This is a genomic window from Ruegeria sp. CL6 (assembly GCF_056536465.1).
In genome coordinates, this window is record NZ_JBQFPR010000003.1 from 330,269 (window position 1) to 345,642 (window position 15,374).

Genomic DNA, 15,374 nt, shown 5'->3' on the forward strand with positions numbered 1-15,374 from the left:
TGTCAATTTCAGGGTGCATCCTCGACCACGCCCACGATCGGCCCAAGCGAAAAGCCAACGTCCGACCGATTGCTGGCCCTTTCGTACATCCGCGAAATATTACCGTCCAAGAACAGCGCGTTCGGAGTTTCCAACACATCCCGGAACAGGCTGCCGAACTCGTGAAAGGTGACATAGTCGTCCGAGATCGCAAACACAGCCCGCGTGCCATCGGAACTGGTGCCAACACCGTTGCGTACATAGCGAGAGGTTGAGTCGGGCAGAAAGCGGGGATGCAACTCTCCGTCGATCACCAGCATGGGGCCGGATTGGGTTGCAAACGCGCAGTCAGGGGATTGATCAACGAAATCCAGCGTCTCGAACACATCGGCGCGGCCCTCGCGAATGCAGAACACGCCGTTGGGCAGCAGGCCGAAATTGCCGGGGCCGGGATTGGCGATGACGCGCATCTGTTCCTGACCATTCTCAACGTAGTGGCCCACGGGTGAGCGGTCGTCGTGATACATGCCCGCGTTCATCGCAAAGGCCAGTCGCTTGCCCTCACTGGCCAGCGCATCGTTCACCGAGGAAAAATGACCCAGAACAGAGCCGCTTTCATCCTTGAGGAACAGGCGCAGGTCTTCGTTGGCGGTATCCACTTCGCAGATGGTGTACCGCTTTTGCCCGTGGGTCACCTTTTCACAGGTCACGGCTGAGGCTTGCGAGGCCCAGAAAGCCGCGCAAATCGTGGCCAGCGTGCGGATCACTCGTCCAGATCGCGGCGCACCGCGTCCTGTTCAAACATGCGGCGGGTGTCGTCCAGACGGTCGAACGTGTCATCCAGACGGAACCGCAGATCGGGCGAGAATTTCAGATTCAGCTTCTTGCCGATCACGCGCCGCAGCTCACCCTTGTTGCGGGCCAGCAGCTCGATCACATCATCCTGCCCCTTGCCGCCCAAGGGCAGCACATAGGCAGTTGCGATCTTCAGATCGGGCGAGGTGCGCACCTCACCCACGGTGATCGACATGCGGTTCAGGTCAGGGTCGTGGACATCTCCGCGCGCCAAAACCTCGGACAGGGTGCGGCGGATCAGTTCGCCGACGCGTAGCTGTCGTTGGGACGGGCCGGGGCCATCGTGGAATTTGTTCTTTGCCATGTCTTCGATCTAAGCCCAAATCCGGCCTTTGCCAAGCGGCCCCGAACCGGGTAGGAGGCTTTGAGCCGACAGAAACAGGGAAAGAACGCCATGACCCATATTCCGGGGATCGTCATCACAGGGGCTTCGGGCCGAATGGGTCAGATGCTGATCAAGACCGTGACGGACAGCGATCAGGCGCGTCTGGTCGGCGTGGTCGAGCGTAAAGGCCATGACTGGATCGGTCAGGACGTCGGTACGGCCATGGGCGGGCAGGCGCTGGGCGTGACTGTGACAGATGATCCGCTTGAGGCATTTGCACAGGCGCAGGCCGTCATCGACTTTACCGCGCCCGAAGCGACGTTGGAATTTGCTGCGCTGGCGGCGCAGGCACGTTGCGTCCATGTGATCGGAACCACGGGGATGACGGACGAACAGATCGCCGCGCTGGAGCCTGCCGCACGCCACGCTGTGATTGTTCGGGCGGGCAACATGAGCCTCGGGGTGAACCTGCTGATGCAACTGACCAAAAAGGTCGCCGCCGCGCTGGACGAAGATTTCGATATCGAGGTGATCGAAGGCCATCACCACCACAAGGTTGATGCCCCCTCGGGCACGGCTTGGATGCTGGGTGAGGCCGCCGCCGAAGGGCGCGGCGTCAATCTGGCCGACGTATCTGACCGAGCCCGTGATGGGATCACCGGTGCGCGCAAGCGTGGGGATATCGGGTTCCACGCCATTCGCGGTGGCGACATTGTCGGCGAACATGACGTCCTGTTCGCCGCCCCCGGCGAGCGCATCGTCCTGCGTCACCTCGCCACCGACCGCGCCATCTTTGCCCGTGGTGCGCTGAAGGCGGCGCTTTGGGGGCAGGGGAAGGCTCCGGGGCAGTATGACATGGTGGACGTACTGGGGCTTTAACCCCACACAACCAAAGGATTTTATCAATTTGGCTTTACCTTCTTCCGATACTCGGCCAAACCCGAGTTGCTATGTAGAGAGGTAGTGTGATTTGGTCAGAACTGTCGCAATGGCGTTTGTGCTTGCGGTGATCGCAGTTGGCGCCCGGGCGGATGAAACTACTCAGCCGCAGGTGGCTTGCACGGTGGAAGGGTGCAAGGAAATTTCGCTGCAAAAACCGCGCTACAGCGATGCCAGCGCTTTCTCGGTGCAGCAGGTCTGGGGCGTAGTGGACGAGATCCTGTCCGTGTCGGGGCTGTTGCCGAATTTCCAGGTTGTGGAAACTTATGAGGTGGGCAACGCCGCTGCGGTTATCCTGGGCGAAGAAAGGTTCCTTGCCTTCAATCCCGATTGGCTGGCGCAATACGAGGCTGACCCGAATGCGTACTGGCAGCTGTATGGTGTCATAGCGCATGAGGTTGGTCACCACCTACAGGGCCATACCATCACGGAAGGCGGCTCGCGTCCTCCGACTGAACTTGAGGCGGACGAGTATGCCGGTTTCGTGCTGGCCGCGCTGGGCGCGACCCTGATAGAGGCGCAGTCTCTCTGGGCGACGTTGCCGCCAGAAGGGTCGTCCACCCACCCGCCACAACACCAGCGTCTTGCGGCGGTCGAACGCGGATGGATACGGCGCAAGGGGCAGGCACCGGCCGACACGACCCCGGCTGTTCAGCCCCCCGAGCCAGCAGCGCCGCCGCCGCCCCGCTGGGCCATGGGAAGTTGTACCGGTGTCGCGGTTCTCGGGAGCTGGGCAGACCTGTGTTTCAGTTCGGTTCTGGCAGCTCAGGGCAGCAACAGATATGGCCCTTCATCCGCAACGGACGGAGATCATCAAACCGCCTGGGTCGAAGGTGCGTCGGGCCAAGGCGTCGGCGAGGCCTTTGTGCTGGTCTTCGACGAGCCAACCCAAGTAGACACCTGGAGCCTGCGCAACGGCTACGCCAAGTCTCAAAAGTCATTTTCACGCAATAGCCGGGTGCGGAAACTGCGGCTGACATTCTCTGATGGTCGTCAGACATTCTTCACGCTGGATGATACACCCGACTGGCAGAGCACTTCGGCGCTGGCCAAATACGGGCCTGTTTCGTGGATCTTGTTCGAGATCACGGATGTCTACCCAGGTACCCACTACGAGGACACGGCGATAACCGAGCTGAACTTCGACTGATTTCGGTCGATAGGCAGTTCTGAGGTCGAACCCTAAAGCGACTTGATCTTGTCCGCACGAAGTGGGCAGGCGAGGTAAACCCCGAATTCCTTTCCGATATCCGCGCTGACCCGCGCATGAACTGCGCCCTGTCTGTCAAGGAACCGTTGATTGTCTTCCACGGGGAAGATCCCTTCGTGCCAGATGCCGGGATGGATATAAAGCCCGCGCGAACCGTCGCACCAGAACGCCACAACCTTGTCTGGCGTCAGGTTGTCGCCGGGCAGGGCTGCGGGAACGATAAAGGGCTTGTTGTCCAGCGGCCAGAACATCTGCCCCCCGTCCGGGTGGTAATTCATATGCCACAGCAACACCTGATCACGCGGAGCAGTCTGGCTGTCCGCCTGTGCCTGCTGCGGGTCCGTCGACCAGCCGAGAACATAGTGACCGCCCACCGCTTCGTTCCTGCCGTAAAGCACATCGCCCTTCCACTCGCCGCTGAATGTGCCTTCGACCCAGCCGCCTTCGTCACCCGTCCCTTCGTCGATGGGACGCCAGCCCTGCTGCGGCCAGCGGGTGATTTCGATCTCGAACCCCTTTGGATCTTCGACCAGACAGCCATAGCACTTGACCGACTCGTCGGTGGCGCGGATCAGAGGGAGTTCGTGCCAGGGTAGCGAGGGCTTGGAGCTGGCTTCAAAAATGTATTCCGGGGCGTTCATGCGACCTCCATATGCTTGTCGACCATGCGCTGCACCATCGGCGCAAAATGGGAAAAATCGGGTGTTTCCATGTCTGGCCGCTTGCCGGCCTCGTCCAGATACCGGACCTGAACGATCTCTTTCAGGTTTGGATTGGCTTCAAATTCGGCGACTTCCTCGGCGCTCATCGGTCCGCCCTGCAATTCCAGAGTGTGAACGGAGGCGTCGGACAGGCGGTTGAAATAGTCCGGCTTTGTGGCGCACAGATACCGCTTGGCGGCAACGTGGTAACGGCAGCAATCGGTGATGACCGAGGGAAAGAACTGCTCTAGCACCTTTGCGCCTGCATCCTCGTGGTGGCGGTCTTCGGTGTCGTCAGGATGATAGGTGCCGAACTCGGACGTGAAATGGCCGATGTCATGCAGCAACGCTCCGACGATGATTTCTTCGGCCATGCCGTTCTGTTCGGCAATCGTCGCGCCCTGAAGCATATGCTCGGCCATCGTGACGGGTTCGCCCAAATACTCTTCGCCGCCCCGACGCGTGAAGATATCGCCGATGAACGCGACGATGTTGTCGCGGTTCAGGGTTGAGAAATCCGGTTTCATTCCGCTGCCTCCTGTTGTCCCAACTCCATTGCCGCCAAGGTCGACAGCAGGCCGTCCTTGTCCGCGTAGCAGCCCTGCAACCAACGCGACCCCGCCCCAGAATATCCCAGCCGCGCATGAAGGACGCGGGTATTGTCGACGATAAAGCTCTCGCCGGGTTCCAGCTTGAACGGCACGCCCATCGCAGGATCGTCGATGATCGCACCCAGTTGGCGGTAGGCGGTGTAATACGCTTCCATCTTGTCGAACGGGACATCGACCAGAGGCGCGGTCGAGCGGTTGTTGAAACGGATGCCGATCAGCTCTCCGTCCGGCGACAGCTCGATCATGGGTCGGCGTGAGCGCAGGCAAACCCCGTCGGAACCAACATACTCAAACCGAGCCGGGTAGCCCGCCAGCAATGCAAACCCTTCGGGATTTTCACTGTTTAGCCGTTCGGCAGCCCGGAACCCGTCCACCACGATCGAATCCCCGCCTTCGGCGCTGTTTTCGAGGCAGTAGAGAATTTGAAGTGTCGGCACAGGATCGCGATAGGGGTTGTCGGTATGCGCCTGAAGCCCGAGGCCGGTAAAGGCCAGGTTTGTCGGGTTCACTTCGGTCCGAACCTCGAAATATGGGCCGTAGTTGGTTTCACGCACATACCCAAATAGATCGGCCACTTTGAGCAGCGACTCTGGCTCGGTCGGGCCTGCGGTCAGTTTGGCGAACCCGTATTCGGCGACAGAGGCCAGCCAGTCGCGCTTGATCGCGGGGTCGGTGTGCACCTCGGTCCAGTCTGCGCTGGGCGCTGCCATGCCGCGCTCCCAAGTCGTCAGGTCTGGGGAAATGCGCCCAAAAGCACCTTTCTGGTCCCGGTCATAGCTGTGGGTGGCAAGCCAGTTGGCCGGAAAAGAGACGGTTTTATCCTCGGGTTGGAACGTGACCCGAAGATCGCCGTTTGTAACTTCGGCAGCGCTGACCGAGGTCTCGGCCGGTATGTCGCCTATGGTGATCAGGCGCTGGCCATTGCCGGTCGCGCGCGTTTCTGGATCAAGGGCGTTGTCGCGCAGCCAGATGGCATGAAAACGCGATCTGGTCCCGTCGGCAAATTCAACGGTCACGACGGAAGGTTCATGGGTGACGGAGCGCAGCATGGGGTCTCTCCTGTTCGGCGCGGTCTCTGGTTGAGCAGATACGCCTATTATGGCATTACCACAATTAATCCTTATTTCTACTGAGGGTTGGAAAATCTTATGTCTAAGAAAAAGATCGGATTGCCGCCGTTGGACTGGCTGCGCGTGTTCGAGGCAGCCGGACGACTGGGCGGGTTCTCAGCCGCAGCGCGCGAGTTCGGGTTGACGCAGGCGGCTGTCAGTCAGCGCATCGGGAACCTTGAGGCGTGGTTGGGTCGGACATTGTTCGTGCGCGAGGCGCGCGGTGTGTCGCTTACGGTTGAGGGTGAAAGCTATCTGCCCTTGGTTCAGGAAAGCCTTCAGGCGTTAGAGCGCAATACCGAGGATCTTTTCGGAAAATCGCCGCGCGAATTGCGCGTGGCGGGATTGTCCTCGCATATTTACGCCTTGGTATTGCCGCGTATTCCAGGTTTTCTGGAAATGCGCCCCAAGGTCCGGGTGTTGACGGATTCAATGGCCCGCAGGTCATCACTGAATGAAGAAAAGACCTGGTTGCAGATCCGGTACGGCAAAGGGGCTTGGCCGGGGCGCGAAGCGGCGTTGATCGCGCAAGAAGTGCTGGTTCCCATGGCTGCGCCCGGTGTTGAATGGGGTGCCCCTCTTGTCGATCAGCGCGGTGAAAGACCGGGGTGGCGGGATTGGGCGCGGAAAGCCGGAGTGGAAGACCTGCCGCCAATGCCGGTGAGCTTTGATTCAATGGGCCACGCCATTGTCGCTGCGCGGCAGGGAATGGGGGTTGTTCTGGGCTCTGTCCCATTGGCCCGGGGCAACCTGCAGAACGGTCAGCTATGCCGGTTGGACTTGCCGGAGCTTGAAACCAGAGACGGGTATTGGCTGACCTGGCCAGAGGATCGGTTAAAGTCAAAAAAGCAACGCGCCCTCATATGGGATTTTCTGGAAGCGCTGCGCGGCTAGGCAATCAGAAGTCGATCGCGATGCCTTTCTTTTCCCAATCGCCATAACGCGCCGGATCGGGGCCATCGCGCCCGCCTAGTTCCTTTGGCATCTCTTTTCCCTTGGCCTCGGCCTTGCGGCGGCGTTCTTCGGCTTCGGCCAAAGCGCGCTGGGCGGCAGGGGGCAGGTCTTTGCGGTCGTCGCTCATGACATCGGGTTCCTTTCCGTGCTTGGGCTTGATATACGCCCCCGTCCCCGCTTGGCAATGCAAGCGCGGCGTATCGAAAGGCGATTCCATGTCCGACAACGCAACGGCAGCGCGACGCAGCGCGATCTATCTGCTGGATCAGATCCTAGGAGAAGGACGGCTGTTGCCCGAGTGTCTGGCCGCCGGCGCACTGGACAGATTGGGCCCAGAAGATCGCGCGCGGGCGCAGCGCCTGACGCTGGAAACCCTGCGCGGATTAGAGCGGGCCGACCGTCTGCTGGACAATCACCTGAACCGGACACCTGCACTGACGGTCCACAACGCCCTGCGTCTTGGCGCGGTTGAGCTGTGCCACGGTGAGGCGGCGCATGGTGTCGTCAATTCCATGGTCGAAATCGTGGGCCGCTCGCGCAAGCACGGCCGCCTCAAGGGGTTGGTGAACGCAGTTCTGCGCAAAGTGGCCGCCGAAGGGCCGGACGCCTGGCCAAAGATGCGTGTGCCGCGCCTGCCCGAATGGTTGCGCGACCCGCTTGTCATGGCATGGGGTGCCGAGGCGGTGGCAGGCATGGAAAAGGCACATTTCGACGGCGCTCCGTTGGATATATCCGCCAAGCCCAGTGTCGCTGGTCCGGGTGAGGCTTTGCCGACCGGATCGCGTCGGGTGCGTGATGCGGGTCAGGTCTCGGCGTTGCCGGGATATGATCGCGGCGACTGGTGGGTGCAAGACGCGGCGGCGGCGCTGCCGGTTCGAGTGCTGGCACCCAAACCGGGCGAGAAAATACTGGACCTGTGTGCCGCACCGGGCGGCAAGACCTTGCAGTTGGCAGCAGAAGGGGCCGAAGTCACGGCGCTGGACATCTCGGAGTCGCGGCTCGAGCGTGTGCGGGAAAACCTTGTGCGCACCGGGCTGAAGGCCACAGTCATCGCTGGGGATGCGTTGGAGCATCAGGGCCAGTACGATGCCATTCTGTTGGACGCGCCATGTTCCGCCACGGGCACCATTCGGCGGCACCCTGATTTGCCCTTTGCCAAGGACGGATCGGAATTCGGCGGGCTGATCGAGCTTCAGGCCCAGATGCTGGCACATGCCTGGACCCTGCTGAAACGGGGCGGGCGGTTGGTGTATTGCACCTGTTCCCTGTTGCCCGACGAGGGTGAGGTTCAGATCGAGGAGGCGTTGCCCCAATATCCCGACATGCAGGTCGATCGCGAGGCCGTCATGGTGGCTGGGGTCGAAAAAGACTGGATCACTGAGGAAGGCGGCCTGCGTCTGCGTCCCGATTACTGGGCGGATCGCGGTGGAATGGATGGGTTCTATATCGCGTGCCTGAACAAATCGGCATAGGTCGACGCTTTTCGGTGACTTGACGGGCGGGGCGGTCTATCGTTGGGTCTCAGGCGCCAGCAGAGCGCAAGAGGCAGAGTAACGAGCGGCATGTCGAACTCAGATACCATGGCCAATCGATGGACGCGGTTTCAGAACCGTATTTACGCGCGGTTCAGTCAGCGGCGCAAAGCCGTCGCCGGGTTTGTGGGTGAGCCCGAGCCGCGCACAGTAGGCTCATTCGCACGCGGTCGGCAGCTTGTGGCGGGTAACTTGCTGTTCGCCGGATTTCTGGTCGAGGCGCAGGATACCGGCCTGTGGGACGTGACTGCGCCAAGTACCGGTTTCGATAGCGAACGCCACGGGTTTGCATGGTTGGATGATCTGGCCGCCGTCGGGGATATGCGGGCGCGCGAAAAGGCGCAACGCTGGATCTGGGGTTGGATTGACGCGCATGGGCGCGGTCAGGGGCCAGGCTGGGCACCGGACCTGACAGGTCGACGCGTTTTACGTTGGATCAACCATTCGGCGTTTTTGCTGCGCGGAATGGACGAAAAGCAGACCAGAGTATTCTTTCGCTCTCTGGCGCAGCAATCGTGGTTCCTGTCCAAGCGGTGGCGGGCCGCGACACCCGGGCTTCCTCGGTTCGAGGCATTGGCGGGGCTGGTGCAGGCGGGGCTGGCGCTGCAGGGCCTAGAGCAGATGGCTGATCCGGCCCTTCGCGCCCTTGCGCGAGAGTGCGAAAAGCAGATTGATCAAAAGGGTGGTATATCGACGCGAAACCCCGAAGAATTGCTGGAAGTGTTTACGTTGCTTGCCTGGACATCGGCTGCTCTCAGTGAGTTGGGCCGGGGCACGCCAGCAGCACAGGCCGACGCGATCAAACGGATCGCGCCCACCTTACGAAATCTACGACATTCGGACGGCGCGTTGGCGCGGTTTCATGGGGGCGGTCGCGGGTTAGAAGGGCGGCTGGATCAAGCTTTGGCCCAAAGCGGGGTTCGGCCGCAACATGCGGACGGGCTGACGATGGGGTTCGCCAGGCTGTACGCGGCGCGGACCAGCGTAATCGTCGACGCCAGCCCGCCTCCGAAAGGGGCTGCGTCCTACAACGCACATGCGTCGACATTGGCGTTTGAAATGACGTCCGGTCGGCGGCCGCTGATCGTAAATTGCGGAGCGGGTGAGAGTTTCGGGCTTGAATGGCGTCGGGCCGGGCGCGCTACGCCGTCTCATTCGACTTTGTGTCTGGACGGCTATTCCAGCGCTCGTTTGACGGACCCGGTCGCGGGGACCGAAAAAGAGGCTCTGGTTGACGCGCCGCAGGACGTGCCGGTCGAGTTCGAGGACGCTTTTGAAGGCAGACGGTTCATGGCAGGGCACGATGGCTATGCCAAGGTTTTCGGGCTGACTCATGCGCGCACGTTCGAGTTGCGCTTTGACGGGCGTGAATTGACGGGTGAAGACATCCTGCTGACCGCGACCGACAAGGCCAAGCGACAATTCAACAAGGCGATGGATGCCTCGACACTCCAGGGAATCGAGTTTGACGTAAGGTTTCATCTGCATCCTGATGTGGATGCGGCCATTGATCTGGGCGGTGCGGCGGTGTCGATGGCGCTCAAGAGCGGTGAAATTTGGGTGTTCCGCCACGACGGGGTTTCTAAATTATCTGTTGAACCAAGCGTTTACCTTGAGAAAGGGCGTCTGAAGCCACGCGCGACAAAACAGATCGTTCTATCTGGCCGCGCGATGGAGTATGCGACGCGCATCCAGTGGACGTTTAGCAAGGCGCAGGATACAGCCTATGCCGTGCGCGACGTGCACCGGGACGAGCCCGTATTCGACTGACGCCAAAAGGACCTTTGGACCCATGACCGATCTTCACCCCGTGCGCCGCGCGTTGCTTTCCGTTTCCGACAAGACAGGGCTGATTGACCTGGGAAAGGCGCTGGCCGAGCGCGGGGTCGAGCTGTTGTCGACCGGCGGCACCGCCAAGGCGCTGCGGGATGCGGGGCTTGAGGTCAAGGATGTCAGCGAGGTTACCGGTTTTCCCGAAATGATGGACGGTCGGGTGAAAACCCTGCATCCGATGGTGCATGGCGGGCTGCTGGCTCTGCGCGACAATGACACCCATGTCGCGGCGATGGAAGAACACGGCATTGGCGCGATCGACCTGCTGGTGGTGAATCTCTATCCGTTCGAGGCAACTGTCGCCAAAGGCGCAGGCTATGACGAGTGCATCGAAAACATTGACATCGGCGGCCCGGCGATGATCCGCGCGGCGTCCAAGAACCATGCTTTTGTGAATGTTGTGGTGGACGTCGAAGACTACACGTCGCTGTTGGATCAGCTAGAGGAAAACTACGGCAAGACCTCACTGGGTTTCCGTCAATGGCTGGCGCAAAAGGCGTATGCCCGAACCGCTGCCTATGATACCGCCGTGTCGAATTGGATGGCCGATGCATTGCAGCTTGAGGCGCCCAAGCGCCGTGCCTTCGCTGGTGAGTTGAAGCAGACCCTGCGCTATGGCGAGAACAGCCACCAACAAGCCGCGTTCTATACGGACGGCACAAACCGCCCCGGCGTGGCGACTGCCGTACAGCATCAGGGCAAGGAACTGAGCTATAACAACATCAATGACACCGATGCGGCGTTTGAATTGGTGGCTGAGTTTGACCCGGCGAAAGGGGCGGCCTGCGCCATCATCAAACATGCCAACCCGTGTGGCGTTGCTACGGGCGCAACTCTGCTAGAGGCATACAAGTCTGCCTTCGATTGCGACCGCACCTCGGCTTTTGGCGGGATCGTTGCGCTGAATCAGCCTTTGGACGCGGAAACCGCGCAAGAGATCACCGGGATTTTCACCGAGGTCGTGATTACCCCCGGCGCTTCGGACGAAGCCAAGGCGATCTTCGCCGCAAAGAAGAACCTGCGCCTGCTGACGACCGAGGCGCTGCCGGATGTGACCGCAGGCGGCAAGACCGTGCGTCAGGTGGCCGGCGGCCTGCTGGTGCAGGATAAGGACAACGGCTTTGTTGGCATGGACGACCTGAAAGTCGTCACCAAGAAGGCCCCGACCGAGGAACAGATGCGCGATCTTCTATTCGCGTGGAAAGTCGCAAAACATGTCAAATCCAACGCCATCGTCTACGTCAAGGATGGCGCGACCGTGGGTGTGGGCGCAGGCCAGATGAGCCGCGTGGACTCGGCCCTGATCGCGGCCAAGAAAGCTGAACGCATGGCCGACGTGCTGGGCTTGGCCCAACCGCTGACCATCGGCTCGGCGGTGGCGTCGGACGCGTTCTTCCCCTTCCCCGACGGGTTGATGGAGGCGGCAGAGGCTGGCGCGACCTGCGTGATCCAGCCCGGCGGCTCGATGCGCGATGACGAGGTGATCGCAGCGGCGGACGAGGCCGGTCTTGCGATGGTCTTCACCGGCATGCGCCATTTCCGCCACTGATGGGGTATCGTCTACTGCTCTGGGCCGCGCTAGGCGCGATTGCGATCGACCAAATCAGCAAGTATCTGGTCGTGCATGTCATGCGCGTGGCCGAGGGCAGTATCGATGTTCTGCCGCCCCTGCTGGTGTTCAAGTACGGCGAGAATCGGGGTATCAATTTCGGGTTGTTCCAAGGGGACAGCGACGCTTCTCGGTGGGTGCTGATCGGCGTTTCACTGGTGATTTCCGTCGCCGTTCTGATCTGGTTGCTGCGCTCTGCCCCTTCGCGAATAGTGCTGCTGTCCGGCGGGCTTCTGATTGGAGGCGCGTTGGGAAATGTCATTGACCGTGTTCTCTACGGTTATGTTCTGGATTTTCTGAATATGTCCTGCTGCGGTATCGACAATCCCTTTGTGTTCAACCTTGCAGATGTCTTCATTTTTGCAGGAGCGATCGGTTTGATGCTGTTCGACGGCAAAAAGCACTCGTGACGCGCCCGGGGAAATGCGATAAAAGCCCCTCAAACAGGCTGGAGACTTTGATGCGGTTGCCGCGTTCCATTATTGCAGTGACATTGGCCGTTACCACGGCGGGATGTTCCGATATCGGCTTGCGCCATCTTGAGGCGCCGGGCCCGGGGCCGGATGAATTCTCGGTCTTGCCGGTCAAGCCGCTGACGCAGCCAAAGGACTACCAGTTTCTGCCAGCTCCGACACCCGGCGGGGGCAATCTGACGGACCCGACGCCCAACGCGGACGCGGTCGTGGCGCTGGGCGGTAGTGCTGCGGCGTTGAACCCGAACACACCGATCCCGTCGACTGACGCGGCGCTTGTGACCGCCTCGAGCCGTTATGGTGTGCCGTCGAACACACGGCAAGTCGTTGAATCCGAAGACGCCGCGTTCCGTAAGAAGCAGGGTCGCTGGACCCGGTTGCGCCTGTTCAAGGTGGACCGTTACTCACAGATATATCGCCGCGAAGCCCTTGATGCCGATCTTCAGAACGAAGCTGCGCGGCGTGCGGGTATAGAAACGCCTTCCTCGCCACCGGTCGATGAATAATCCTTAACTTTTCGTTATCGGCCTTGAACCTGCGCCGCACCACCGTAGTTTGAACATCACAAAACGAAACGGAGGATGCCCTATGGTTCGGGCCTTGGCATTGTCGGCCGCCCTGATCGCCGCCACACCGGTTTTTGCCGAAGATGGCCTTGAGGCGGTCACTACCTTCACGCTGGACAACGGCATGGATGTCGTCGTGGTTGAAGATCACCGCGCTCCGGTGGTGCAGCATATGGTCTGGTATCGCGCAGGGTCAGCTGACGAGCCCGTAGGCTCGTCCGGCGTCGCCCATTTCCTGGAACATTTGCTGTTCAAGGGTACGGATACGCTTGCTCCGGGTGAGTTTTCTACAACCGTCGCTGCCAATGGCGGCAATGACAACGCGTTCACGTCGTATGACTATACCGCCTATTTTCAGCGTGTTGCAGCCGACAGGCTGGAATTGATGATGCAGATGGAAGCGGACCGGATGCGCAACATCCGCTTGTCCGACGAAGATATCCGCACCGAGCGTGACGTGATCCTTGAAGAACGCAACCAGCGCACCGAAAACAACCCGCGTGCCCTGTTTGGCGAACAGATGAACGCCGCGCAGTACCTGAACCACCGTTACGGCGTTCCGATCATCGGCTGGCGGCATGAGATGGAAACGCTGGACATGGAGGACGCGCTGTCCTTCTACCAGACCCACTATGCGCCAAACAACGCGATCCTTGTGGTCACGGGCGATGTGCAGCCTGACGAGGTCAAGGCACTGGCGGATCAGTATTATGGCGTGATCCCCGCCAACCCGGACCTGCCCGAACGGGTTCGGTCTCAGGAACCACCGCAAACCGCCGAGCGTCGCCTGACCTACAAAGACCCGCGCGTATCGCAGCCTTATGTTCAGCGCAGCTACCTCGCGCCCGAGCGTGACCCCGGTGCGCAGGAAAAAGCGGCCGCGCTGTTCTTGCTGGCAGAATTGCTGGGCGGTGGAAACACAGCCTATTTAAACGAAAAGCTGCAATTCGAGCAGCAGAAAGCCGTTTATACAGCCGCTTTCTATCGCGGCGTGTCACTGGACGATACAACCTTTGACCTGCTGATCGTACCCGCGCAGGGCGTGTCCTTGCAGGAAGCAGAAGATGCTATGGATCAGGCCGTGGCTGACTTTATTGCCGAAGGTGTGAACCAAGAGGATCTGGATCGGATCAAGATGCAGCTTCGCGCCTCGCAAACTTATGCGCGCGACAACGTGGATGGTATTGGCAACCGGTATGGCCGTGCCCTGACCAGCGGGTTGACGGTCGAGGATGTGCAGGCGTGGCCCGATATCCTTCAGGCCGTGACCGGAGACGAGATCATAGCTGCGGCCCGCGAAGTGTTCCAGCCCGAGGCTTCTGTAACCGGCTGGCTGATGCGTGACGACGAGGTGACGCAATGAAACGGATTTTCGCAACCCTGATCGCATTTGTCATCGCATTGCCCGCATGGGCCGAGATTGAGATTCAGGAGGTCACCTCACCCGGCGGGATCACGGCTTGGCTGGTCGAAGATCACTCGATCCCCTTCACCGCGCTGGAACTGCGCTTTCGGGGGGGTACGTCATTGGATGATCCTGACAAGCGCGGGGCCACATATCTGATGAGCGGCCTGATCGAAGAAGGGGCCGGGGACATGGACGCCCGCACCTATGCGCGCGAATTGGAATCGTTGGCGGCTTCGTTCAGATATAACGCAAGCGACGACACGGTTTCTGTCTCAGCTCAGTTTTTGACCGAAAACCGGGATGAGGTGATTGATCTGCTGCACACCACGCTCCACGAACCTCGGTTCGATCAGGATGCCGTCGATCGTGTCAGGGCGCAGGTCCTGTCGGGTCTGCGTTCGGACCAGACAGACCCAAATGATATCGCTGGGCGCAATTTTGCGCGTATGGCCTATGGAGACCATCCTTATGGGTCCGAGGGGAAAGGCACCATTGACAGTGTGACCGCCCTGACCCGTGCCGACGTTGCCACCGCTTTTGCGAACGTGTTTGCGAAGGACCGGCTGTATGTAGGTGCCGTAGGGGACATAACGGCCGAGGAGCTTGGTGTTCTGCTGGATAAACTGCTGGCCGATCTGCCCGAGACCGGAAAGCCAATTCCTGACCGTGCCGAGGTTACTATTCCCGGCGGTGTCAGCGTCGTTGAGTTTGACACTCCGCAGTCTGTCGCCTTGTTCGGGCATGCAGGCATTGATCGCGACGATCCCGATTTCTTTGCCGCGTTTGTTCTGAACCACATTCTGGGTGGCGGTGGATTTGAAAGCCGCCTGATGCAGGAAGTGCGAGAAAAGCGTGGGCTGACCTATGGCGTGGCGACCTATCTCGTGCCCAAGGACTTGGCCTCGGTCTATCTGGGGTCGGTGTCGTCCGCGAATGATCGCATCGCCGAGGCGGTTGACGTGATCCGAAACGAATGGGCACGCGCGGCGTCCGAAGGGGTGACGCAGAAAGAGCTGGATGATGCCAAGACCTATCTGACCGGGGCCTATCCGCTGCGGTTTGACGGGAACGGCCAGATTGCCAGCATCATGGTCGGGATGCAGATGGACGACCTGCCGATTGACTACATCTCGACCCGCAACGACAAGGTAAACGCGGTCACGCTGCAAGACGTGAACCGCGTGGCCAGTGAATTGCTTGACCCCGAAGGGCTGCATTTCACCGTTGTCGGCAAGCCTGAAGGTCTGGAAACGACGAACTGATGCAAACG

Annotated in this window: 16 protein-coding genes; 10 read left to right on the top strand and 6 right to left on the bottom strand. The window is 60.4% G+C overall.

Features of this window, described 5'->3' with window-relative positions; translation table 11 throughout:
- Positions 1-8: 8 nt before the first annotated feature.
- On the bottom strand, positions 9-746 hold the full coding sequence (locus tag ACR0LH_RS11195; protein WP_480721003.1) for a phosphodiester glycosidase family protein: 738 nt from the start codon (positions 744-746) through the stop codon (positions 9-11).
- Positions 743-1,138: a 30S ribosome-binding factor RbfA gene (gene rbfA / locus ACR0LH_RS11200; RefSeq protein WP_170387673.1), complete on the bottom strand. Its 396-nt coding sequence runs from the start codon at positions 1,136-1,138 to the stop codon at positions 743-745. Before rbfA ends, ACR0LH_RS11195 begins: the two co-directional genes overlap by 4 nt.
- 90 nt (positions 1,139-1,228) lie before the next feature.
- On the opposite strand from rbfA, the gene dapB reads away from it, so the two are divergent.
- Positions 1,229-2,038 (top strand): 4-hydroxy-tetrahydrodipicolinate reductase, encoded by an 810-nt coding sequence (gene dapB / locus ACR0LH_RS11205; RefSeq protein WP_480721004.1) that lies wholly within the window; start codon positions 1,229-1,231, stop codon positions 2,036-2,038.
- Positions 2,039-2,147: 109 nt separating this feature from the next.
- Positions 2,148-3,248, top strand: a complete 1,101-nt coding sequence (locus ACR0LH_RS11210) for an NADase-type glycan-binding domain-containing protein (RefSeq protein WP_480721005.1) — start codon at positions 2,148-2,150, stop codon at positions 3,246-3,248.
- Between the two features lie 32 nt (positions 3,249-3,280).
- On the opposite strand, the gene ACR0LH_RS11215 is transcribed toward ACR0LH_RS11210, so the two are convergent.
- From ACR0LH_RS11215 to tmpA, 3 genes are read right to left on the bottom strand one after another with little or no spacing between them, the layout of a single operon-like run.
- A complete protein-coding gene (locus ACR0LH_RS11215) occupies positions 3,281-3,949 on the bottom strand; it encodes an ureidoglycolate lyase (RefSeq protein ID WP_480721007.1) in 669 nt (222 codons plus the stop codon).
- Positions 3,946-4,536 carry a (R)-1-hydroxy-2-trimethylaminoethylphosphonate oxygenase gene (tmpB, locus tag ACR0LH_RS11220; protein ID WP_170777388.1) on the bottom strand — a complete coding sequence of 197 codons (591 nt, stop codon included), beginning with the start codon at positions 4,534-4,536 and terminating at the stop codon, positions 3,946-3,948. The genes ACR0LH_RS11215 and tmpB overlap by 4 nt, the downstream gene beginning before the upstream one ends.
- The gene (gene tmpA, locus ACR0LH_RS11225) at positions 4,533-5,669 is read right to left on the bottom strand and encodes a 2-trimethylaminoethylphosphonate dioxygenase (RefSeq protein WP_480721009.1); all 1,137 of its coding nucleotides are present in this window, start codon (positions 5,667-5,669) and stop codon (positions 4,533-4,535) included. The genes tmpB and tmpA overlap by 4 nt, the downstream gene beginning before the upstream one ends.
- A 99-nt stretch (positions 5,670-5,768) precedes the next feature.
- Here tmpA and ACR0LH_RS11230 point away from each other — a divergent pair, with 99 nt between their 5' ends.
- On the top strand, positions 5,769-6,623 hold the full coding sequence (locus ACR0LH_RS11230) for a LysR family transcriptional regulator (RefSeq protein ID WP_170483635.1): 855 nt from the start codon (positions 5,769-5,771) through the stop codon (positions 6,621-6,623).
- Between the two features lie 4 nt (positions 6,624-6,627).
- Here the strand turns inward: ACR0LH_RS11230 and ACR0LH_RS11235 are convergent, their stop codons facing one another.
- Positions 6,628-6,810: a DUF1674 domain-containing protein gene (locus ACR0LH_RS11235; protein ID WP_480721011.1), complete on the bottom strand. Its 183-nt coding sequence runs from the start codon at positions 6,808-6,810 to the stop codon at positions 6,628-6,630.
- Positions 6,811-6,898: 88 nt separating this feature from the next.
- On the opposite strand from ACR0LH_RS11235, the gene ACR0LH_RS11240 reads away from it, so the two are divergent.
- The 7 genes from ACR0LH_RS11240 (at position 6,899) to ACR0LH_RS11270 (ending at position 15,366) form a co-directional block, all read left to right on the top strand.
- A complete protein-coding gene (locus ACR0LH_RS11240) occupies positions 6,899-8,155 on the top strand; it encodes an RsmB/NOP family class I SAM-dependent RNA methyltransferase (protein WP_480721013.1) in 1,257 nt (418 codons plus the stop codon).
- A 90-nt stretch (positions 8,156-8,245) separates the two neighbouring features.
- Positions 8,246-9,985, top strand: a complete 1,740-nt coding sequence (locus ACR0LH_RS11245; RefSeq protein WP_480721014.1) for a heparinase II/III family protein — start codon at positions 8,246-8,248, stop codon at positions 9,983-9,985.
- A 22-nt stretch (positions 9,986-10,007) separates the two neighbouring features.
- Complete coding sequence (purH, locus tag ACR0LH_RS11250) at positions 10,008-11,597, top strand: bifunctional phosphoribosylaminoimidazolecarboxamide formyltransferase/IMP cyclohydrolase (protein WP_480721016.1); 1,590 nt, start codon at positions 10,008-10,010, stop codon at positions 11,595-11,597.
- Positions 11,597-12,067, top strand: a complete 471-nt coding sequence (gene lspA / locus ACR0LH_RS11255) for a signal peptidase II (protein ID WP_170387653.1) — start codon at positions 11,597-11,599, stop codon at positions 12,065-12,067. The genes purH and lspA overlap by 1 nt, the downstream gene beginning before the upstream one ends.
- A 50-nt stretch (positions 12,068-12,117) precedes the next feature.
- Positions 12,118-12,636: a DUF3035 domain-containing protein gene (locus tag ACR0LH_RS11260; RefSeq protein WP_480721018.1), complete on the top strand. Its 519-nt coding sequence runs from the start codon at positions 12,118-12,120 to the stop codon at positions 12,634-12,636.
- A gap of 82 nt (positions 12,637-12,718) precedes the next feature.
- Positions 12,719-14,059 carry a M16 family metallopeptidase gene (locus ACR0LH_RS11265; RefSeq protein WP_170483648.1) on the top strand — a complete coding sequence of 447 codons (1,341 nt, stop codon included), beginning with the start codon at positions 12,719-12,721 and terminating at the stop codon, positions 14,057-14,059.
- Positions 14,056-15,366 carry a M16 family metallopeptidase gene (locus ACR0LH_RS11270; protein WP_480721019.1) on the top strand — a complete coding sequence of 437 codons (1,311 nt, stop codon included), beginning with the start codon at positions 14,056-14,058 and terminating at the stop codon, positions 15,364-15,366. The genes ACR0LH_RS11265 and ACR0LH_RS11270 overlap by 4 nt, the downstream gene beginning before the upstream one ends.
- The last annotated feature ends 8 nt before the right edge of the window (positions 15,367-15,374 follow it).

Excerpts from the sequence above, each read along its gene's own strand:
- rbfA (WP_170387673.1), bottom strand. The coding sequence starts at position 1,138 with ATGGCAAAGAACAAATTCCACGATGGCCCCGGCCCGTCCCAACGACAG.
- dapB (WP_480721004.1), top strand. The coding sequence starts at position 1,229 with ATGACCCATATTCCGGGGATCGTCATCACAGGGGCTTCGGGCCGAATG.
- ACR0LH_RS11210 (WP_480721005.1), top strand. The coding sequence starts at position 2,148 with ATGGCGTTTGTGCTTGCGGTGATCGCAGTTGGCGCCCGGGCGGATGAA.
- ACR0LH_RS11215 (WP_480721007.1), bottom strand. The coding sequence starts at position 3,949 with ATGAACGCCCCGGAATACATTTTTGAAGCCAGCTCCAAGCCCTCGCTA.
- tmpB (WP_170777388.1), bottom strand. The coding sequence starts at position 4,536 with ATGAAACCGGATTTCTCAACCCTGAACCGCGACAACATCGTCGCGTTC.
- tmpA (WP_480721009.1), bottom strand. The coding sequence starts at position 5,669 with ATGCTGCGCTCCGTCACCCATGAACCTTCCGTCGTGACCGTTGAATTT.
- ACR0LH_RS11230 (WP_170483635.1), top strand. The coding sequence starts at position 5,769 with ATGTCTAAGAAAAAGATCGGATTGCCGCCGTTGGACTGGCTGCGCGTG.
- ACR0LH_RS11235 (WP_480721011.1), bottom strand. The coding sequence starts at position 6,810 with ATGAGCGACGACCGCAAAGACCTGCCCCCTGCCGCCCAGCGCGCTTTG.
- ACR0LH_RS11240 (WP_480721013.1), top strand. The coding sequence starts at position 6,899 with ATGTCCGACAACGCAACGGCAGCGCGACGCAGCGCGATCTATCTGCTG.
- ACR0LH_RS11245 (WP_480721014.1), top strand. The coding sequence starts at position 8,246 with ATGTCGAACTCAGATACCATGGCCAATCGATGGACGCGGTTTCAGAAC.
- purH (WP_480721016.1), top strand. The coding sequence starts at position 10,008 with ATGACCGATCTTCACCCCGTGCGCCGCGCGTTGCTTTCCGTTTCCGAC.
- lspA (WP_170387653.1), top strand. The coding sequence starts at position 11,597 with ATGGGGTATCGTCTACTGCTCTGGGCCGCGCTAGGCGCGATTGCGATC.
- ACR0LH_RS11260 (WP_480721018.1), top strand. The coding sequence starts at position 12,118 with ATGCGGTTGCCGCGTTCCATTATTGCAGTGACATTGGCCGTTACCACG.
- ACR0LH_RS11265 (WP_170483648.1), top strand. The coding sequence starts at position 12,719 with ATGGTTCGGGCCTTGGCATTGTCGGCCGCCCTGATCGCCGCCACACCG.
- ACR0LH_RS11270 (WP_480721019.1), top strand. The coding sequence starts at position 14,056 with ATGAAACGGATTTTCGCAACCCTGATCGCATTTGTCATCGCATTGCCC.